The organism is Dickeya sp. CFBP 2040 (assembly GCF_012273755.1).
GTDB lineage: Bacteria > Pseudomonadota > Gammaproteobacteria > Enterobacterales > Enterobacteriaceae > Dickeya > Dickeya poaceiphila.
On the sequence record NZ_JAAVXH010000006.1, the window covers coordinates 16054 to 35969 of the forward strand.

Annotated in this window: 18 protein-coding genes and 1 tRNA gene; 6 read left to right on the forward strand and 13 right to left on the reverse strand. The window is 54.2% G+C overall.

Annotated elements, in window-relative coordinates; all coding sequences use genetic code 11:
* Positions 1-151: 151 nt before the first annotated feature.
* The 3 genes from recJ to xerD form a co-directional block, all read right to left on the reverse strand.
* Positions 152-1882, reverse strand: a complete 1731-nt coding sequence (gene recJ / locus Dpoa2040_RS00285) for a single-stranded-DNA-specific exonuclease RecJ (protein ID WP_168639911.1) — start codon at positions 1880-1882, stop codon at positions 152-154.
* Positions 1883-1905: 23 nt separating this feature from the next.
* Positions 1906-2622, reverse strand: a complete 717-nt coding sequence (gene dsbC, locus Dpoa2040_RS00290; protein ID WP_168639912.1) for a bifunctional protein-disulfide isomerase/oxidoreductase DsbC — start codon at positions 2620-2622, stop codon at positions 1906-1908.
* Positions 2623-2714: 92 nt separating this feature from the next.
* Complete coding sequence (gene xerD, locus Dpoa2040_RS00295; protein WP_146411560.1) at positions 2715-3614, reverse strand: site-specific tyrosine recombinase XerD; 900 nt, start codon at positions 3612-3614, stop codon at positions 2715-2717.
* Positions 3615-3877: 263 nt separating this feature from the next.
* On the opposite strand from xerD, the gene Dpoa2040_RS00300 reads away from it, so the two are divergent.
* Together Dpoa2040_RS00300 and fldB are read left to right on the forward strand one after the other, a co-directional pair.
* Positions 3878-5203 (forward strand): MFS transporter, encoded by a 1326-nt coding sequence (locus tag Dpoa2040_RS00300; protein ID WP_168639913.1) that lies wholly within the window; start codon positions 3878-3880, stop codon positions 5201-5203.
* A 128-nt stretch (positions 5204-5331) separates the two neighbouring features.
* Complete coding sequence (gene fldB, locus Dpoa2040_RS00305; protein ID WP_168639914.1) at positions 5332-5850, forward strand: flavodoxin FldB; 519 nt, start codon at positions 5332-5334, stop codon at positions 5848-5850.
* Positions 5851-5916: 66 nt separating this feature from the next.
* On the opposite strand, the gene Dpoa2040_RS00310 is transcribed toward fldB, so the two are convergent.
* Positions 5917-6348 (reverse strand): protein YgfX, encoded by a 432-nt coding sequence (locus tag Dpoa2040_RS00310; RefSeq protein WP_042868574.1) that lies wholly within the window; start codon positions 6346-6348, stop codon positions 5917-5919.
* Positions 6329-6595 carry an FAD assembly factor SdhE gene (gene sdhE / locus Dpoa2040_RS00315; protein ID WP_042868572.1) on the reverse strand — a complete coding sequence of 89 codons (267 nt, stop codon included), beginning with the start codon at positions 6593-6595 and terminating at the stop codon, positions 6329-6331. Before sdhE ends, Dpoa2040_RS00310 begins: the two co-directional genes overlap by 20 nt.
* A 300-nt stretch (positions 6596-6895) precedes the next feature.
* Here sdhE and ygfZ point away from each other — a divergent pair, with 300 nt between their 5' ends.
* Positions 6896-7876: a tRNA-modifying protein YgfZ gene (gene ygfZ / locus Dpoa2040_RS00320; RefSeq protein WP_042868571.1), complete on the forward strand. Its 981-nt coding sequence runs from the start codon at positions 6896-6898 to the stop codon at positions 7874-7876.
* 88 nt (positions 7877-7964) lie between these two features.
* Here the strand turns inward: ygfZ and Dpoa2040_RS00325 are convergent, their stop codons facing one another.
* A complete protein-coding gene (locus tag Dpoa2040_RS00325) occupies positions 7965-8615 on the reverse strand; it encodes a hemolysin III family protein (RefSeq protein WP_042868568.1) in 651 nt (216 codons plus the stop codon).
* 354 nt (positions 8616-8969) lie between these two features.
* Here Dpoa2040_RS00325 and Dpoa2040_RS00330 point away from each other — a divergent pair, with 354 nt between their 5' ends.
* On the forward strand, positions 8970-9578 hold the full coding sequence (locus Dpoa2040_RS00330; protein WP_042868565.1) for an HD family hydrolase: 609 nt from the start codon (positions 8970-8972) through the stop codon (positions 9576-9578).
* 60 nt (positions 9579-9638) lie between these two features.
* On the opposite strand, the gene Dpoa2040_RS00335 is transcribed toward Dpoa2040_RS00330, so the two are convergent.
* From Dpoa2040_RS00335 to budA, 6 genes are all read right to left on the reverse strand, one after another.
* A complete protein-coding gene (locus tag Dpoa2040_RS00335) occupies positions 9639-10292 on the reverse strand; it encodes a LysE family translocator (RefSeq protein WP_042868563.1) in 654 nt (217 codons plus the stop codon).
* A 150-nt stretch (positions 10293-10442) separates the two neighbouring features.
* Positions 10443-13316 carry an aminomethyl-transferring glycine dehydrogenase gene (gene gcvP / locus Dpoa2040_RS00340; protein ID WP_168639915.1) on the reverse strand — a complete coding sequence of 958 codons (2874 nt, stop codon included), beginning with the start codon at positions 13314-13316 and terminating at the stop codon, positions 10443-10445.
* 148 nt (positions 13317-13464) lie between these two features.
* Entirely contained in the window at positions 13465-13869 is a 405-nt protein-coding gene (gcvH, locus tag Dpoa2040_RS00345) for a glycine cleavage system protein GcvH (protein ID WP_042868559.1), read from the reverse strand.
* Between the two features lie 31 nt (positions 13870-13900).
* A complete protein-coding gene (gcvT, locus tag Dpoa2040_RS00350; protein WP_168639916.1) occupies positions 13901-15001 on the reverse strand; it encodes a glycine cleavage system aminomethyltransferase GcvT in 1101 nt (366 codons plus the stop codon).
* 748 nt (positions 15002-15749) lie between these two features.
* Entirely contained in the window at positions 15750-17429 is a 1680-nt protein-coding gene (gene alsS, locus Dpoa2040_RS00355; RefSeq protein WP_168639917.1) for an acetolactate synthase AlsS, read from the reverse strand.
* 55 nt (positions 17430-17484) lie between these two features.
* Complete coding sequence (budA, locus tag Dpoa2040_RS00360) at positions 17485-18267, reverse strand: acetolactate decarboxylase (protein WP_042868553.1); 783 nt, start codon at positions 18265-18267, stop codon at positions 17485-17487.
* A 117-nt stretch (positions 18268-18384) separates the two neighbouring features.
* Here budA and Dpoa2040_RS00365 point away from each other — a divergent pair, with 117 nt between their 5' ends.
* Both Dpoa2040_RS00365 and Dpoa2040_RS00370 read left to right on the forward strand, forming a co-directional pair.
* A complete protein-coding gene (locus tag Dpoa2040_RS00365) occupies positions 18385-19278 on the forward strand; it encodes a LysR family transcriptional regulator (RefSeq protein WP_168639918.1) in 894 nt (297 codons plus the stop codon).
* Between the two features lie 125 nt (positions 19279-19403).
* Positions 19404-19700, forward strand: a complete 297-nt coding sequence (locus Dpoa2040_RS00370) for a DUF1435 domain-containing protein (RefSeq protein WP_042868549.1) — start codon at positions 19404-19406, stop codon at positions 19698-19700.
* 115 nt (positions 19701-19815) lie between these two features.
* Here the strand turns inward: Dpoa2040_RS00370 and Dpoa2040_RS00375 are convergent.
* Positions 19816-19901, reverse strand: a tRNA-Leu gene (locus Dpoa2040_RS00375).
* Positions 19902-19916: the final 15 nt, after the last annotated feature.

Genomic DNA, 19916 nt, shown 5'->3' on the forward strand with positions numbered 1-19916 from the left:
CAGAATGCATGTAAACCGCGAATTGTAGCGGATTCGCGCAGTGGTTTATAGCTTTTTACCGATTATAGCTTTTACCGATTTTAGCGGGATGCGCCGCAGGGTGAAAAGAAAACGCCGGGGCAAGCCCGGCGTCGGTTTCAACATCTGTACGCTACAGCGGCCACAGGTGTTCTATCAGCAGTTGTACCGAACGTTTGCCGCGAAATTCGTTGACGTCCAGTTTGTACGCCAGTTCGACTTCACGCACACTGCTGTCAGGCCACAGCAAAGTATCTACATTGAAAGCGATACCATCCAGCAGTGGGCCGCCGCCCAGCGGTTCCACCATCACTTTGAGATGACGCTCGCCGACCAGCCGCTGCTGCAACAGGCGAAAGCGGCCATCGAAGACCGGTTCTGGAAATGCCTGCCCCCATGGTCCCGCTTCACGTAGCATTTCAGCGGTACCAAGCGACAGCTCAGGCGCCGCCAGCTCGCCATCTGACCATACCACGCCTTCCAGTTGTGAGGCATCCAGCCACTCGCCGACCAGATCAGCAAAACGCTGGCGAAACTCATCAAAACGATCTTCCGCCAGCGACAACCCCGCCGCCATCGCGTGGCCGCCAAATTTCAACATCAGGCCGGGGTGACAGGTATCAAGACGTTCCAGCGCATCGCGCAGATGCAACCCGGCGATAGAGCGCCCGGAACCTTTCAGAATGCCATCACCCGCGGGCGCAAACGCGATAACCGGGCGGTGAAAACGCTCCTTGATGCGCGAGGCCAGAATGCCCACAACTCCCTGATGCCACTGCGGATGGTACATCGCCAACCCCAGCGGCAGCGTATCACGGCTGCGTTCCAGTTGATCGCACAAGTGCAGCGCTTCCACCTGCATACCCGCTTCAATTTCGCGGCGACTCTGGTTCAACGCATCCAGATCGCTTGCCAGCATCCGCGCCTGCACAATGTCATCGCACAACAGCAGTTCAACACCGACGGACATATCGTCCAGCCGACCGGCGGCATTGAGGCGCGGTCCAAGCGCAAAGCCCAGATCGCTTGCCACCAGTTGAGTCGCATCGCGGTTGGATACTTCCAGCAGGGCGCGAATCCCCGGTCTACATTTACCCGCACGAATCCGGCTCAAGCCTTGCGCGACCAGAATGCGGTTGTTGGCATCCAGCGGCACCACATCCGCCACCGTGCCCAACGCTACCAGATCCAGCAATTCGGCCAGATTAGGCTCAGCCAGACCGCGCTCGGCAAACCAGCCGGACTCCCGCAGCTTAGCGCGCAACGCCATCATCAGGTAAAACGCGACGCCGACGCCAGCCAGCGCCTTCGACGCAAACGCACAGTCCGGCAGGTTAGGGTTGATCATCGCCTCCGCCGCCGGCAGCGTTTCCCCCGGCAGATGGTGGTCGGTCACTACCACCGCAATGCCGCGCCGGTGCGCATCGTCCACCCCGGCATGGGACGAAATGCCGTTATCGACGGTCACGATCAGCTCCGCGCCTCTGGCAGCAGCCTGCGCTACCACTTCAGGGCTAAGCCCGTAGCCATCCTCAAACCGGTTAGGCACCAGATACTGAATCTCTCGGCCACCCATGCTGCGCAGCGCCAGCACCGTCAGCGCGGTACTGGTAGCGCCGTCGGCATCGAAATCGCCGACGATCACGATGCGGCGATGGTCCGCCAGTGCCTGATGTAATACGTCAACCGCCTGCTCAATACCGCTAAGCTGACGATAATCCAGCAAGCCGCGCAGGCTGCGTTCCAGTTCCTGCATCTGTCTCACGCCGCGATGGGCGTATAAACGCCGTAATAACGCAGGAAGAGAGTCAGGTAATTCCGTCTCCGTCACCGGGCGGCGACGGAGTTGGGTAACAACATTCACGCTTGATTAACCACTCGATTCAATTAGCCACCTGATTTCAGCGATGCCTGGTGGGCATCCAGCATAGCCTTCATTTCTTTGGGCGGCTGATACCCCGGCACCACCGTGCCATCACTCAGCACAATTGCCGGTGTTCCCTGCACGCCGAACAACACGCCCAGTTGATAGTGAGCGCCGATATCGGTTTTACAGGTAGCGGGCGATACCCCATCGCCTTTCATGGCCGCATCAAACGCTTTGTTGCGCTCCGCCACGCACCAGATGGATTGCATGTCTTTCGCCGCCTGAGAGTTCATGCCCTGACGAGGATACGCCAGATAATGCACCGTAATGCCGAGCGCGTTGTAGTCTTTCATCTGCTCGTGCAACTTGTGGCAGTAACCGCAGGTAATGTCGGTAAACACGGTAATGACATGTTTTTCCTGTGGCGCTTTATAGACGATCATCTGGTCTTTCAAAGCCTCCAGACGCTCGTTCAGCATATGGTTGGTGACATTCACCGGGTTCGTGCCGCTGACGTCATACAACGGTCCCTGCAACAGGTGTTTGCCGTCGTCGGTGATGTAAAGCACGCCATTTTCGGTTAGCAGAGTTTTCATGCCGCTGACGGGAGAATCTTTCACTTGCGCGTTTTGTAAACCCAGACGGTTCAATGTCTGCTTGATAGCGGCGTCATCCGCACGCACCGCGCCACTCAAAGCCAGAGCCAGTAACGAAAAGAGCACTACACGTTTTTTCATGGAATTATCCTGTTATCAGGGCGCAAGCGCCGTGCTTATCCATATTTATTGGCGGGAGAACCTGCCATAACAGCCTGCCAGCCAGTCGAGCATCATGCCCTGGGATGGTGCTGTTGATGCAGTTGCTTCAGCCGCTCCGTCGCAACGTGGGTATAAATCTGCGTGGTAGACAGATCACTGTGGCCCAGTAACATCTGTACCACCCGCAGATCCGCACCGTGATTGAGCAGGTGAGTGGCAAAGGCATGACGCAAAACATGCGGAGAAAGTTTATTGCTGTCAATAGACGCCAGTGTCGCATAGTGCTTGATGCGGTGCCAGAAGGTCTGGCGCGTCATCTGCTGGGCGCGGTTACTTGGAAACAGCACATCCAGCGTCTGGCCATTTAGCAACCACGGGCGACTGTACTCCAGATAGTGTTCCAGCCAGTACACCGCTTCTTCCCCCAGCGGCACCAGTCGCTCTTTGTTGCCTTTTCCCACTACACGCACCACGCCCTGCCGCAAGCTAACATCACTGATGGTCAGTCCCACCAGTTCCGATACGCGAAGTCCGGTCGCATAAAGCAATTCCAGCATCGCTTTGTCTCGCAGTTCAATCGGCTGATCGGTAACCGGTGCCGCCAGCAGCGCTTCCACCTGCGCCTCAGTCAGATCTTTCGGCAACCGCTGCGGTAGTTTAGGCGACGATAACGGCGCACTAGGGTCATCAGTTCGCTGTTTTTCCCGGTAAAGATACTGAAACAAACGCCGCATTGCGCTTAGCAGCCGGGCCGAGCTGGTAGCCTTGTAACCACCTTCCAGGCGCTCAGCCAAAAAATCCTGCAGATCCGACGGCTGTGCCTGCAACAGACTGCTATCGTGATGCGCCAGCCACTGCGCCAGCGAGCACAAGTCATTACGATAGGACGATAGCGTATTTTCCGCCAGATTGCGTTCCAGCCACAGGGTATCCAGAAACTGTTCGATTACCGCCTGATCCTGTTTCTGCATCACATTCTCTCCTGTCACACCGCAGACCATATCATCCCACTATTATGCCTCAGCGAGTATGTTCGGGGTACAATTCGGTAATCATTCTCAATTTCATTACATCCTGTGGCAAAACAGAGCACAACAGGGATTATATTTCATTATTCCAGCACATCCTGGGATGCTCTGACCAAAAGGGCCGTCATCAGGCGCGTCACTGGTTTGAAAAGCGCTTTTTTCTATGCATAGAATGCATGTTCGTGTGTTACAAAAAAGAAAAAACTATGCAAGCCTCCATCTCATCCACTATTGACAGTCAAACACCAGACGCGCCGGTAAACTCGCGCAATAAAGTGGTGGTCGCCTCACTGATCGGCACCGCCATCGAATTCTTCGATTTTTACATTTACGCTACCGCTGCCGTGCTGATATTTCCGCACATTTTTTTCCCGCAGGGTGACGCTACTGCTGCTACGCTGCAATCGCTGGCAACCTTCGCCATCGCATTTGTGGCACGCCCGATAGGTTCTGCGCTGTTCGGCCATTTCGGTGATCGCGTTGGTCGTAAGGTCACGCTGGTTGCCTCGCTGCTGACCATGGGGATCTCCACCGTATTGATCGGCCTGCTGCCGAGTTATGAAACCATCGGCGTACTGGCTCCGCTGCTGCTGGCGCTGGCCCGTTTCGGTCAGGGGCTGGGTCTCGGCGGCGAATGGGGCGGCGCGGCGCTGCTGGCGACAGAAAACGCCCCGGCGCACAAACGCGCGCTGTACGGCTCCTTCCCGCAGTTGGGCGCACCAATCGGCTTCTTCTTTGCCAACGGCACCTTTCTGCTGCTGTCCTGGGTGCTGACCAATGAGCAGTTCATGGGCTGGGGATGGCGTGTACCGTTCATTGCCTCGGCTGTGTTGGTGATTATCGGCCTGTACGTGCGTGTATCGCTGCACGAAACACCGGTTTTCGCTAAAGTCGCCAAAGAAGGGAAACAGGTACGCGTGCCGCTGGGCACCTTGCTGAGCAAACATGTAAAGGCCACGATTCTGGGCACCTTCATTATGCTGGCGACTTATACCCTGTTTTACATCATGACCGTCTACTCGATGACTTACGGCACCACACCTGCACCAGCAGGGCTTGGTATTCCACGTAACAACTTCCTGTGGATGTTAATGATGGCGGTAATCGGTTTCGGTTTGATGATCCCGGTAGCGGGCTATCTGGCTGATGCGGTCGGTCGTCGCAAAACCATGATCACCGTGACCTGCATGATGCTGGTGTTCGCGATGGCGTTTCCGTCTTTGCTGGGTTCTGGCAACCAGACGCTGATTATGGCGTTTCTGCTATGCGGCCTGAGTCTGATGGGATTAACCTTCGGCCCGATGGGCGCACTGCTGCCGGAACTGTTCCCAACCGAAGTACGTTATACCGGCGCGTCGTTCTCTTATAATGTTTCCTCCATTTTGGGGGCCTCCGTAGCGCCGTATATCGCTGCCTGGTTAACCAGCCATTATGGGCTGTTCTATGTGGGCGTTTATCTCGCTGGTATGGCATCACTGACCCTGATCGCTCTGCTGCTGACCAAAGAAACCCGCCACCAGTCTCTGAGTTAAATGTTGCAGGGATGAAGGCATGGCTTTCATCCCTCTTCTTCCCCCACCCTGTACGCCCCCATCATATTCCGTTAGGCTAAGTGCACAGCTATAGCGCCTTTATTTGATGCAATCACGATCAGACACTTATGAAAATAGGACTTTTTTACGGCACCAGCACCTGTTACACCGAAATGGCGGCGGAGAAAATCCGCGACATTCTGGGCGAGGAACTGGTCGACCTGCACAACGTAAAAGACGTTGCGCCTCAGGAAATGGAAAACTACGAGATGCTGATTCTTGGCATCCCTACCTGGGACTTTGGTGAAATTCAGGAAGATTGGGAAGCCATCTGGGCGCAGTTATCGGCGTTGAATTTGAAAGACAAAATCGTCGCGCTTTATGGCATGGGCGACCAGTTAGGATACAGCGAATGGTTTCTGGATGCGCTCGGTATGCTGCATGACCAACTCAAGCCGCTGGGGGTGCGCTTTATCGGCTACTGGCCGACCGCAGGCTACGATTTCACCAGCCCAAAACCGGTAACGGGAGATGGTCAACACTTTGTTGGTCTGGCATTGGATGAAGTGAATCAGTACGACATGAGCGACGAGCGCATTCAACAATGGTGCGAGCAGATCCTGCTGGAAATGGCAGCGTTACTCTGACGCGCTCGCGCTGCACCAGGTTCGCACTCAGGCAAGCAGTAAACCGCCTGAGTCGAACCGCGCAATTTAATGATGCCGGGAGGATTGCGTTCCCTGTAACGGGTGTTGCTGCAATAGCTGGCGTAACAGCCGCCACTCTTCGCAATCCATACTGTCTGATGCCAGCCACAGGCGCTGATGCCCCTTGCCATCCACCGCACGCAACGACAGCAACACGCCGTTGCGCATTACCCAAGGCCGCCGGACTATCTGCCAGTCACGGTTCTGCCAATGCAGTTGGTTCTCGTCGTGCAGGGAGATTTCCCCCTGACGTGACTTGATGGTGCGCTGGCTACGCACGAAATCGAACACCACCAGCGTCACCAGTCCCAGCCACAACGGCGCATAGCCGTCCGGCCACGGAGCCAGCAGAATCATCAGCACCAAAAATCCGTGCGTCAGCAGCGAAAACAGCTGCATACGCCAGGATACGCGCAAATCACATTGCCACTGGGCCACGATCTTTATTTCGCATCTGAATAAGGGAAATCATGCGTTTCAAACCCGGATCGACCGGCTCGCCATGGTTCATCAACCAATTGAATAAGTCGGGATCGTCGCACTGCAACAGACGAATAAACTGTTGCTTGTCGTCGTCGCTCAGTGTGTCGTACTCATGCTCGAAAAACGGCATGATGGAGATGTCCAGTTCGCGCATTCCGCGCCTGCACGCCCAGTGAATGCGTGCTTTATTATTGATATCCATGTTCTTCGCCCACTTCTTATGGTTATCCGTACAGATCGATAATGACCGCTGGTATAACCCTATTCTACCTGATGGCCTTCAACCAATAGTAACACTTTGACATATTTTCGCGTATTAGCGCGTGTACTATTTTACGATGCGCGGTATATCGCACGATTCGCTCCATTTACCCTTTGACCTCAATTGCCTGCTCCGCCAGTCTGCAACACACAACGGAACACAGCCTAAACTGCTTGCAAACCGTTGTCGCTCTTTTACCATTGGACTATTCGCTGACATTACGCATCGCAGGATTGTAATATGGCTCATCCGTTTACCGTACAACCGTTGTTTTCTTCCGCTCAACTGCCCGCCACCTTGATATCTCTGGATGACTGGGCGCTCGTCACACTCACCGGGCCGGACACTGTCAAATACCTTCAAGGGCAGCTCACCGCCGACGTCAATGCGTTACAGTCAAACCAGCATGTGCTGTGTGCCCACTGCGATGCCAAAGGCAAGATGTGGAGCAATATGCGTCTGTTCCATTACGGCGACGGATTAGCCTATCTGGAGCGTCGCAGTGTGCGGGATACCCAATTAGCGGAGCTGAAAAAATACGCAGTATTCTCCAAAACTACTATTGCGGCTGATGACAGCGTCGTTCTACTGGGTGCAGCAGGTCTCAACATCCGAGCCCATCTTGCTCCTTTGTTCGATACCCTGCCCGACGCAGACAACACCGTAGTGCACCAACCGGGAGCGACACTGCTGCATTTGGCCCACCCTGCCGAGCGCTTCCTGCTGGTACTGGATGCACAATGCGCCGCGTCCCTTATCGAAACACTGCAACCCCACGTCACATTTAATGATAGTCGCCAATGGCTGGCACTGGATATTGCAGCCTGCCAACCTATTATAGACAGCGCCAACGGCGCACAGTTCATTCCACAGGCCACCAATTTACAAGCTCTGCAGGGTATTAGCTTCACCAAAGGTTGCTATGCCGGCCAGGAAATGGTCGCACGAGCCAAATACCGCGGCGCTAACAAACGCGCGCTATACTGGCTGGCTGGCTCTGGTGCGCAACCGCCTTCGGTGGGCGATGAGCTGGAACTGAAGCTCGGCGACAACTGGCGACGTACCGGCACAGTGCTGGCAGCCAGCCAACTGCATGATGGTACGCTATGGGTTCAGGCCGTGCTGAATAATGATCTGGAGGTGGACAGCGTGTTGCGAGTGCGTGACGACAGCAGTAGCCAACTCGCCATTCAGCCGTTGCCCTATGCGCTGGACGAGTAACCGTCCGATAAAAACATCAGGGAGCGGCAGCTCCCTGATGTTTTTTGTAAGGTGACATGGCTACAGCAGATCTATCGCACGTACAGGTCTATCGCACGTACAGGTAAATCGCCAGAAAGTGGCATACGCTGCCGCCCAGTACAAACCCATGCCAGATAGCGTGATTAAACGGGATACGCTTACAGACGTAAAATACGACCCCCAGCGTATATATCACACCGCCTATCGCCAGCAGCGTCACGCCGCCGGCAGACAACTTCATGGCCAGTTGATAAACCACAATCAACGACAACCAGCCCATCACCAGATAAGTGATGAGCGATAACACCTCAAACCGGTGCACAAACGCCAGCTTGAAAATGATGCCCAGCAATGCCAGGCTCCAAATGGTGATCATCAACCCATACGCCAGCGGCGAATTGAGTCCTATCAATAAAAAAGGGGTATAGGTTCCGGCAATCAACAGATAGATAGCGCAGTGATCAAATTTTTTCAGCCACAGCTTCGCACGTTGATGAGGGATAGCGTGGTATAGCGTTGAAGCGAGAAACAGCAAAATCAGGCTACCGCCGTACAGGCTGTAGCTGGTGATGGCCAGAGAAGTAGCACCATGATTGACTGCCTGTACCAGCAGTAACACCAACCCGACAATCCCAAACACACAACCGATTCCATGGCTGATACTGTTGGCAATTTCTTCCGCCAGTGTATACCCAGACTCCTCCACTTTCTTGTTCATACCAACCTCTTGTCCCACACTGGCCCTATTATATCTATACCCTAAATAATTCGAGTTGCAGGAAGGCGGCAACCGAGTGAATCCCCAGGAGCTTACCCAAGTAAGTGATTGGGGTGAGCGAGGGCAGCCAACACACCTGCAACTTGAAGTATGACGGGTATACACTGGTGCACCGGCTGCATCTCCCGCCCCCCCTGCTAACCTGAGCAAACTTTGAGCAGATTAACTGAGAGCAATTCCAGTGTACAGCTGTACGCTAAAATAAAAACCCGCTGCTTTTGAGTGGTATTCTTGCGTATTCATCTCTCAATACATCCCCTACAATGATGTCTCTTCATTACAGGAGGTTAACGGATGTCGTCTGCTTTACCCGTACTGGATTTCGGCCCCATGACCGATGTCGTCCGGTTTCTAATGGAAATCGACAAACTCAAGAGTGTTCAGCGCCGTTCCAAAGTGATTGGTACTGATCGTCAGGAAGATTCTGCGGAGCATAGCTGGCATTTTGCCGTCGCCGTGATGAGCCTGGCTGCTTATGCCGATGAAACTATCGACATCACCCGCGTACTGAAAATGGCCTTGATCCACGATATTGTGGAGATCGACGCTGGCGACGTTCTGGTGTATGACCTCAAAGCACGTGCAGCCATTCAGGAGCAGGAACACGCTGCCGCTGCGCGTATATTCGGCCTGCTGCCTCAACCACAGCATGACCAGTTTCTGGCGCTATGGCACGAATACGAAGCCGGAGATACCGCCGAAGCGCGCTTTGCATTGATGATTGATCGCGTCATGCCGGTATTGATGAACCTGCACAATGGCGGTCAAAGCTGGGTAGAAAACGGTATCAAGCTGGAGCAGGTGCTGAACCGCAACGATTTTATCCGCGAGATTAACCCGGCGCTGTGGGGCTATCTGAAGCAACATCTGGAAAATGCGCAGGCGAAAGGCTGGCTGAAATAATCGGGTTCGCCGTGAGCGGCACAATGTGCCGCTCATAATCGGGAAAATTGCATTTTATAATCAATTACTTGCTGTCATCGCCAATTTCACGCCCATTGAAATAAACAGCACGCCAATAGTTTTATTCAAACAAAAGCGCACTGCCTTGCTGGCTTTCAGCTTACTACTGGCCATCGCAGTCGATACCGCGAGAAAGTGATACCACAGCATCGCGCTAGCATTGAACATCAACCCTAACATGATAAATGCCAGCGCTTTTTGCGGTGCCTGTGGGTCAATGAACTGAGGTACGAACGCCAGAAAAAACAGCGCCACTTTAGGGTTCAGCACGTTGGTAAGAAACCCTTGCCAGTAGATTTTCCACATCGACAACACAGGACGACTGACGGGCTGGTCATCACTGCCGACAGCCGCAGCACGAGAGGCGGATTGATATCGCAACGCCTGTATGCCGATATAAACCAGATAGACCGCCCCCAGCACCTTCAACACCGTAAACGCCGTGGCCGAGGTAGCCAGAATGGCGGACAACCCCAACGCCGCTGCCAGAACATGCACCAACGTGCCACAACCGATACCCAGCGCCGCTGCCGAACCTGCGCGCCATCCCTGAGATGAACTCTTCGTCATAATCAGTAGCGAATCCGGCCCCGGCATAATGTTGAGCAAAATGCCGGAGAAGATAAACAACGAAAGATCGTGAATCCCTAACATGATTTTCCACCTGCGTTAATTCTGACCACTCTCCCGTTCTGAGCCGATCTCAGGGAAGAAAACACTCACTCTACCAGCCGGATTCCAAACCACGCCAGACAAAAAAGCGGGAGACTCACGCCTCCCGCTTTATGCAGTAAAAAACCGCGCTTACTGGTATTCGCTCATCGGCACACAGGAGCAGAACAGGTTACGGTCACCGTAGACGTCATCCAGACGTTTTACCGCCGGCCAGTACTTGTGAGTCTGCCCGGCTGGGAATACCGCTAATTCACGGCTATACGGATGCGACCAGTCGGCTGCCAGTTCAGTTTGGGTATGTGGCGCGTTCACCAGTGGGTTATCGTCATGCGGCCATTCACCGGCGGCAACACGGTCTACTTCCGCGCGAATCGCCAGCATCGCATTAATGAAACGGTCCAGTTCGACTTTGCTTTCCGACTCGGTCGGTTCGATCATCAGCGTGCCCGCGACCGGGAAGGACATGGTCGGCGCATGAAAACCATAGTCGATCAAACGCTTAGCGATATCCATCTCACTGATGCCAGTGCCCTCTTTCAACGGACGAATATCCAGAATGCACTCGTGTGCCACGCGACCATCGCGGCCAGTGTACAGCACCGGATAGGCATCTTTCAGGCGCGTCGCCACATAGTTGGCGTTCAGGATCGCCAGTTGGCTAGCCTGCTTCAGCCCCTGAGCACCCATCATACGGATATACATCCAACTGATCGGCAGGATAGAGGCGCTACCGAACGGCGCGGCGGAAACAGCCCCCTGACGGGTCAGCACGCCATCCATTTCCACTACCTGGTGCCCCGGCACAAACGGCGCCAGATGCGCTTTCACGCCAATCGGTCCCATACCTGGGCCACCGCCGCCGTGTGGAATGCAGAAGGTCTTGTGCAGGTTAAGGTGCGACACATCCGCGCCAATGTATCCCGGTGAGGTAATGCCTACCTGCGCGTTCATGTTGGCACCATCCAGATACACCTGGCCGCCGTACTGATGGACTATCTGGCACACTTCACGGATGGTTTCTTCATATACCCCATGGGTGGACGGATAGGTCACCATGATGCAGGAAAGCTTATCGCCTGCCTGCTGCGCTTTTTCCCGCAGGTCGTGCAGGTCGATATTCCCTTGTTTGTCGCAGGCCACCACCACTACCTGCATCCCCGCCATTTGGGCGGAAGCCGGGTTGGTGCCGTGGGCAGAACTCGGAATCAGGCAGAGATTGCGCTCGCCTTCATTGCGGCTTTCGTGATAACGGCGGATCGCCAGCAAACCGGCGTATTCCCCCTGCGCGCCGGAGTTCGGCTGCATACACACCGCGTCATAGCCAGTCAGTTGCACCAGCCAGTCGGACAACTGCGTGATCAGTTGACGATAACCCAGCGCCTGCTCAGTCGGGCAGAACGGATGCAGTTCGGCAAATTCCGGCCAGGTAATCGGCAGCATTTCCGCCACCGCATTGAGCTTCATGGTGCAGGAACCGAGCGGGATCATCGCCTGATTCAACGCCAGATCCTTACTTTCCAGACGATGCAGATAGCGCATCATCTCAGTTTCGCTATGGTACTGGTTGAACACCGGGTGAGTCAGGATGTCGTCACCGCGCAACAGTGCCGCCGGGATCGACGCCGACTGCTGGCTTACTGCTGCATCCAGCGTATCGATGTCCAGCCCGTGATCGTCACCCAACAGCACAGCGAACAGCGCCAGTACGTCATAACGGCTGGTGGTTTCATCCAATGCGATGCCCACCACACCATCCAGGTCGGCGCGCAGGTTGAGACCCGCGCTCAGTGCGCGACTAAGCACCGCCGCCTTATCGGCAACCTCAACCGTCAACGTATCGAACCAGTGCTGATGACGCAGCGTCAGGCCGCGCGCCGTCAGACCGGCAGCCAGAATATCGGTCAAACGATGGATGCGTTCGGCGATGCGTTTCAGCCCCTGCGGACCGTGATACACCGCGTACATCCCGGCTATGTTGGCCAGCAGCACCTGTGAAGTACAGATATTAGAGTTGGCTTTTTCACGGCGAATATGTTGTTCACGGGTCTGCATCGCCATACGCAGCGCGGTGTTACCGGCAGCATCGCGCGAAACGCCGATAATACGGCCCGGCATGGCGCGTTTGTATTCATCGCGGCAGGCGAAAAACGCTGCGTGCGGACCACCGTACCCCATCGGTACGCCGAAACGCTGGGCGGACCCCAGCACGATGTCAGCACCTTGCTTGCCCGGCGCATCAAGCAGCACCAGCGCCATGATGTCCGACACCACGCTGATGATCACTTTACGGCTTTTCAGCTCAGACATCAGCGCACGATAGTCGTGCAGCTCGCCGGTGGTACCCACCTGTTGCAGTAATACGCCGAAGATGTCGTCATATTTCACGGCGTCAGCGGCATTACCGGTGACGATGTCAAAACCGAAGGTCAGCGCACGAGTACGCACCACATCCAGCGTCTGCGGATGCACATCGTCAGCAACGAAGAAACGATTGGCCTGCTTGAGCTTGCTGACGCGCTTCGCCATCGCCATCGCTTCTGCGGCGGCGGTCGCTTCATCCAACAACGAGGCGGAAGCCAGCTCCAGCCCGGTTAGATCCTGCGTCATCTGCTGGAAATTCAACAACGCTTCCAGACGCCCCTGCGATACTTCCGGCTGATACGGCGTATACGCGGTATACCAGCCCGGATTCTCCAGCACGTTGCGCAAAATCACCGGCGGCGTCAGCACCGCGTGATAGCCCATGCCGATGTAATTTTTGTAACGCTGGTTGCGGCTGGCGATAGCTTTGAGTTCGGCCAACGCCTGATACTCGGTGGCAGCATCGCCAACCGCCGGCGGTTGAGGCAACTGAATATCGGCGGGTACGATGTGGCGGATAAGCTCATCCAGCGAATTCTCGCCAATGGCAGCCAGCATCTGCTGTTGCTGAGCGGCTGACGGGCCGATATGGCGCTCCGTGAAGGCACTGCCGTGTTCGAGTTGACTGAGAGTCTGAGTCATGTGGGGGAATTTCCTGCATTGAGCACAGTGGTGTGCAGCGCAATTAAACAAGTTCAGAAAACAAGCAAACCATTCGCAAAAAAACAAATCACAAAACAAGCGGACCATAACAACGCCCCGTCCTGGGAAGCGGACGGGGGCGTCAGGCTTATTCTTCTTCGTCGTCTTCTTCTTCCAGCAGCGCCTGATAGCCAGCGGCATCAAGCAATTCGTTCAGCTCGGTTTCGTCAGAAGCTTTGATGCGGAACAGCCAACCTTCAGCATAAGGCGCACTGTTCACCAGTTCCGGGGCGCCTTCCAGCTCTTCATTGATTTCCACGATTTCACCGCTGATCGGCGCGTAGATGTCGGATGCCGCCTTGACGGACTCCGCCACCGCGCAATCATCACCGGCGTTAACCGTACTACCGACTTCCGGCAGATCGACAAACACCATATCACCCAGCAATTCCTGTGCGTGCTCGGTGATGCCCACGCTGTAAACGCCATTGCCTTCCGCCATCACCCACTCATGGGATGAGGTATATTTCAGTTCTGCCGGGACATTACTCATTGCCACGTTCTCCTTCCATTAACGCTAAAAATTAAAACTGAACCAATGCCTTGCCAGCGCGGACGAAATTCGGTTTGGTCACATGCACCGGCATTTCACGATTGCGAATCTGCACAACAGCCTGCTCTCCGATACCGGCAGGAACACGGGCCAGCGCAATGCTGACCCCCAGCGTGGGCGAAAACGACCCGCTGGTGATCACCCCTTCCTGCATCACGCCATGATTATCGGTAAAGCGGACCGGTTGACCGTGACGCAACACGCCTTTTTCAGTCATCACCAAACCAACCAGTTGTTCAGTGCCTTCAGACTGCTGACGTTCAAGCGCATCACGGCCAATAAACTGACGATCCTCCGGCTGCCAGGCGATGGTCCAGCCCATGTTGGCCGCCAGCGGAGAGACGGATTCATCCATATCCTGACCGTACAGATTCATGCCCGCTTCCAGACGCAACGTGTCACGCGCGCCCAGTCCACAGGGTTTAACACCGGCTGCCAGCAGTTGTTGCCAGAAGCTGACCGCCTGTTCCTGCGGCAACGCAATTTCATAGCCTGCTTCGCCAGTATAGCCAGTGGTGGCGATAAAGAGGTCGCCGGCCTGCACACCAAAGAAGGGTTTCATGCCAGCCACTTGTTCGCGTTGAGCATCGCTCAGCAGGCTGCGCACTTTTTCCTGTGCCTGCGGCCCTTGCACCGCGATCAGCGACAGATCTTCACGTTCACTAATCTCCACCATGAACGGTTTGGCGTGTTCGGTAATCCAGGCCAAATCTTTCTCGCGGGTAGCGGAGTTCACTACCAGCCGGAAATAGTCTTCAGTCTGGAAATAAACGATAAGATCGTCGATCACGCCAGCAGATGGCGTCAGCATGGCGGTATAGAGCGCCTTGCCGGGTTGGCTAAGTTTTGCGACGTCATTTGCCAACAGATAACGCAAAAATTCGCGGACGCGGACACCGCGCAGATCCACAATCGTCATGTGCGACACATCAAACATGCCAGCGTTGTTGCGTACAGTGTGATGTTCATCCAACTGAGAGCCATAATGCAGCGGCATCATCCAGCCATGAAAGTCCACCACTTTGGCGCCATCGGCCAGATGCTGTTCATACAACGGGGTGCGGTTTGCCATTTTTTTCTCTCTACGTTAGCTGCGCGTTGAGGCGCCAGGCCCACGACGCAAACGTTTATTCTGCCCTGAACTTACCACCGAAGCCGACATTCCACCACTCCCACAACCATAAGTTTATCTATATAAAAAGATAAACCCACATCAAATAACACAAACAAGTGATTAGCGTATAAATTCAAAAAATAAAAAATAATCAAAATATAAATCCAAATAAAAAAATAAAATCAACACTACTTATTATTAAAAAATGATTTTATGGTTTGATATCAGAGGGGATTCCCGCAATTTAAATTAGATAAAATAATGCGAAAAAACCATAAAATTAGATTATTTCAGGCAACATGACATCATCGTCATTAGCTAATTTTGTGATCGTCGTAGATATCCTCCCGCCAGCAGCAAAGTACATTGCTGTCAGGCAAGACAGCCAAAGACGGAGCATTACCATTAAAAATCGCTGTGATGATGTCAGGAGAGTAGGGCATCGTATCAATCGAATTACTGACAAGGCGATTGGCCAATGTGAGACGGGATATGGCAAAAAAACGCGCGTCCTGCCAATATCGGGCTGTTTATCTGGCCGCGCCTCAGCGCGAACCGGTCAACCAAGCTCCCATCACAGGGAGCTTCAGGACGCGTGGAGCAACAGAGAACCACCGTGTCTACACGATAGGCGAACAGCGCTCTACGAGGCTGCAATGCTTTGCAGCCGGTAGGTTCGACATATCTGAACCGGGCGTATGACGCCTCAGATCAGGTGGCTGATGTTGACGTTCTCCATCAGATAATGGTTATCGGAGTAGTCCACTGGAATGGCAATCACCGCCGGGCCATCCACATCCATCGCCTGCCAGAGTTTCGGCACCAGTTCAGCCGCCGATTCCACGGCAAACCCTTTGGCGCCGAAGGCTTCCGCATAGGCTTTGAAATCGATAGGGCCGAATTTGACGCCAGAAGCACGGTGATATTTTTTCTCTTCCTGAATTTCCACCATGTTGTAGGCGTTATCTACCCAGATGATGTGCAGAATGTTGGATTTCAGCCGCACCGCCGTTTCCAGCTCCATGCTGGATTGCATGAAACCGCCATCCCCGGATACCGACACCACCTTCTGGTTGGGATTCACCAGTGCGGCGGCAATCGCCCACGGCAACGCGACTCCCATCGTCTGCTGCCCATTAGTCATCAACACCTGACGGGCGCGGAAGCTATAAAGATAGCGCGCCAGCCAGATATGGAAACTGCCCATGTCCACACACAAGGTGACGTCTTTATTGACCAGATCCTGCATTACCCGCACCAACCGCAGCGGATGGATGGCGAAGCCGTCCATGTTGATAGCGCGGGCCGCCAGTTGATGGCGCAGTTGACGACGTTCTTCCAGAATCGCCTCCGACTGGGGCGACAGCACAATCGGCGAGCTTAATTGGTCGTTGAGCATATCGATAGTGATGCTAATGTCGCCCACCAGTTCCACATCGGGGCGGTAGGTGTTTTCCACCTCGGCGGGCAACACATCAATGTGCACCAGCGTGGCATGACCTGAATTCCACAGCGCCGGCGCATACTCCACCGGGCTGTAACCGACCGTGACGATAAGGTCTGCCTGCTGTAGCAACTTGTCGCCGGCCTGATTGTTGAACAACCCTACCCGACCGGCAAAATGGTCAAAATGTTGTTGATCAATCACCCCGGCAGCCTGATAGGTACTGGTCACCGGCAAACGGCTATGATGCAGTAACCGTCGCAGCGCTTGCGCGTTCTTCGGCTGGCTGGCCATCAACCCCAGCAACAGTATCGGGTTTTTGGCTTTTTTTATCAGCCCGGCTACCCGTTCGACATCCGCATGTGGTGCGCTGTTAAGGGTTGGCAGGCTGGTATAAGCAAGAATCGGGCTGTCAGCCGGTTCGTTGACAATATCTTCCGGCAGGCTAATGAACGCAGCGCCTGGTCGGCCAAACTCAGCGGCGCGAAAGGCGTTGGCCATCACTTCTGAAATCGCTGACGATACAGTGATTTCAGCGCTGTATTTGGTCACCGGCTGAAACAGGCTGACGGTATCCAGGCTCTGGTGGGTCAACTTCAGACGGTCGGCGCGTTTAACCGCACCACCCAATGCCACCATGGGGTCACCTTCCGACGTCGCAGTAGCCAACCCGGTGACCAGATTAGAACAGCCGGGACCAGAGGTCACCAGCGTTACGCCTGCCTTGCCGGTCAGGCGACCAACAGCCGCCGCCATAAAAGCGCCATTGGCTTCATGCCGCACAGGAATGGTTTGAATCGACGAATCGACCAACGAATCAAACACGCGATCGACTTTTGCACCAGGAATGCCGAAGACATAGTTGACGCCTTGCTGCTCAAGATGTTTTACGATCAGCTCCGCACCGCTAGACCAATGCTGTTGACCATCCATATTTTTCATAACATTTATCCTCTGCATAACAGTGTGCTTGTGCTTTCAGTACCTGCGCGATGCGTTAGCTCTCTACGGAGTGAATAACGCTATCGAGATTTTCAGGGGATAAATTGGCTTTCAGGAAATCCCTGTCGCGGGGAAGATCGATGACCAGTTTGGCGATAGAGCCAAACGTCAGTACCCCTTCTTCCAATCGATAATCAAGGATATGCCCACCGCCTTTACGGTCATCGGTAATGAAATGCTCGTGATAACCAGCCACATTAATCCCCTGAACATAGGCAGGACTACGGAAACCGATAACGCTGCCCTGACACTGTTCGAAATGGAACGTGGGTTGTTGGGCAATCGCTTCCAGCATCGGTTTATAAGGACGTTCCTGGCGAGGCACCGTGCGGGTTTCTACATGGCTAAACCGGCCATCTATCCGCAGGGCACAAAACAGATTCTCTGTTGCAATCAAGTCATCAATGCGTTGATGAATCGCTTCACGGTCAATAGATTGTCCGAAATGGATCTGCTCCGTTGGCCGGAAAAAGGTCATTACCGCGAAGGGCGTTTTCTGGTATGGCAGCGCCGCACGGGCACTGCCGTCTTCACGCAATTGGAAGATGCGGCTGTTGAGCGCGACCAGCTCACCGTCAAGATCATTAAACGTCCCTAATCCGAAATCGCCATGTTTAAGCAGTTCTTCCATGGTGATGTTACCTTCATAAACCCCATTAATAAGGCCGCTCATTAATGAGGTCTGATAAATAACGCACTCCGGATGCTGTTTCTGATGATGAAGTGCAAAGCTGGTCAGTTCCCTGACGCAAGGATCGACGCAGTTAACATCTTTCATATCTCTTCCCTTCTGACGATGATCAACTTAAATTTATTTAATGTTTCACTTGAATATTGACCTTCGTCACACCAAAGTTCCAATACAGAGATATGGCCATTTGGAGATCGAAAATATATGGAGTTACGTTACCTGCGCTATTTTGTCGCAGTGGCCTCAACCCGACATTTCACCCGTGCAGCGGAAATGCTTGGCATATCACAGCCACCATTAAGTCAACAGATTCAAAAACTTGAGCGGGAAATCGGCACGCCATTGTTCAAACGTCTGACCCGCGGCGTGGAACTGACGGAGGCGGGCGAAGCCCTATATCAGGATGCCAGTCATATTCTGGAACTGGCCGATTCAGCCGTGGAGCGAGTGCGCAGCATTGCTCGCGGAGAGAGCGGCGCCATCAATGTCGGATTCTCTTGTGCGGTCACCTTTCACCCCGCTGTACTGACGTTATTACGCCGCTACCGGCAGCATTATCCCGGCGTCCGACTACAGCCGCGGGAAGAACATATTCATGAGATTCTGGATAGCCTGCGCAACCGCACCACAGACATCGCCTTCGTACGCCTGCCGGGCGACATCGGCGAAGAGTTTGAAGGCGAACTACTGGCCGATGAGCCGATGCGGCTGGTGCTGCCGGAAAATCACCCGTTCAGCGCTCAAACACGCATCAATCTTGGGCAATTGCAGCAGGAACCGCTGATCATTTTTCCGCGAGAACTTTGCCCCAGCCTGCACGACCTGATTATCCGCGCCTGCTACCTGTCGGGCTACCAGCCCAAAATCAATCCGCTGGCGCCACATATCACCGCCACCATCAGTATGGTAGCCTCAGGTTTTGGCGTAACCTTTGTTCCCGAATCATTGGCCAGCATCCAGACCGGTAATGTGACTTACCACGACACCAACACGCCGCACCTTACGACGCAGATCGCCGTTATCTGGCGCAAACATGACCGTTCCGCCACGCTACTAAACATGCTGAAACTGATACGTGACTATCTGCACCGCACCTGATTACTGCCAAGATAACACTCTGCCGTCGCCAAACGGCAGACGCTACAAAAACCAGAGGGCGGCGGTTGTATCGTCTAAAATCTGATATATGATATTGGTTATCATTATCAAGAAGAGGGGTCGCAATGTTGACCGCCATGATCGCCGCCTGTGGGCTATGGGGAATAAGCTGGTATTTTGGTAAACGTCTGTCCAGCGCCTGGGGCATACTGCTGCCAGCTGGATTGATGCCGTTGCTGGCTCTGCCTGCGCTAAATCTGACCTGCCTGAAGTACATCTGCGCACTGGCGATGTTGGTCACATTAAGTATGCTGTTTCATCGCCGGATGCGTCACTATCTGCTGCTGCCATCCTGCATCGCGCTGGCAGGCGGCCTGGCGGCGTTGTCACTTACGCTCAATGGCTGGCAACACCTGCCCTAAACGGGTGTAACGCACAACGACAAGAAAACAGAGACGAACCGTTGATTTTATATCGTGAAGGGGAATCGCTGGGCTGTAGCTGAAATAAAGATTTGAAATAAAGATTAAAGGAGAGTGGTGCGAAGAGAGGGACTTGAACCCTCACGTCCTAAGGACACTAACACCTGAAGCTAGCGCGTCTACCAATTCCGCCACCTTCGCACTGTGTACTGCACT

Coding starts and splice junctions, on each gene's coding strand:
- dsbC (WP_168639912.1), bottom strand. CDS start 2,622: ATGAAAAAACGTGTAGTGCTCTTTTCGTTACTGGCTCTGGCTTTGAGT.
- xerD (WP_146411560.1), bottom strand. CDS start 3,614: ATGCAGAAACAGGATCAGGCGGTAATCGAACAGTTTCTGGATACCCTG.
- Dpoa2040_RS00300 (WP_168639913.1), top strand. CDS start 3,878: ATGCAAGCCTCCATCTCATCCACTATTGACAGTCAAACACCAGACGCG.
- fldB (WP_168639914.1), top strand. CDS start 5,332: ATGAAAATAGGACTTTTTTACGGCACCAGCACCTGTTACACCGAAATG.
- sdhE (WP_042868572.1), bottom strand. CDS start 6,595: ATGGATATCAATAATAAAGCACGCATTCACTGGGCGTGCAGGCGCGGA.
- ygfZ (WP_042868571.1), top strand. CDS start 6,896: ATGGCTCATCCGTTTACCGTACAACCGTTGTTTTCTTCCGCTCAACTG.
- Dpoa2040_RS00325 (WP_042868568.1), bottom strand. CDS start 8,615: ATGAACAAGAAAGTGGAGGAGTCTGGGTATACACTGGCGGAAGAAATT.
- Dpoa2040_RS00330 (WP_042868565.1), top strand. CDS start 8,970: ATGTCGTCTGCTTTACCCGTACTGGATTTCGGCCCCATGACCGATGTC.
- Dpoa2040_RS00335 (WP_042868563.1), bottom strand. CDS start 10,292: ATGTTAGGGATTCACGATCTTTCGTTGTTTATCTTCTCCGGCATTTTG.
- gcvP (WP_168639915.1), bottom strand. CDS start 13,316: ATGACTCAGACTCTCAGTCAACTCGAACACGGCAGTGCCTTCACGGAG.
- gcvH (WP_042868559.1), bottom strand. CDS start 13,869: ATGAGTAATGTCCCGGCAGAACTGAAATATACCTCATCCCATGAGTGG.
- gcvT (WP_168639916.1), bottom strand. CDS start 15,001: ATGGCAAACCGCACCCCGTTGTATGAACAGCATCTGGCCGATGGCGCC.
- alsS (WP_168639917.1), bottom strand. CDS start 17,429: ATGAAAAATATGGATGGTCAACAGCATTGGTCTAGCGGTGCGGAGCTG.
- budA (WP_042868553.1), bottom strand. CDS start 18,267: ATGAAAGATGTTAACTGCGTCGATCCTTGCGTCAGGGAACTGACCAGC.
- Dpoa2040_RS00365 (WP_168639918.1), top strand. CDS start 18,385: ATGGAGTTACGTTACCTGCGCTATTTTGTCGCAGTGGCCTCAACCCGA.
- Dpoa2040_RS00370 (WP_042868549.1), top strand. CDS start 19,404: ATGTTGACCGCCATGATCGCCGCCTGTGGGCTATGGGGAATAAGCTGG.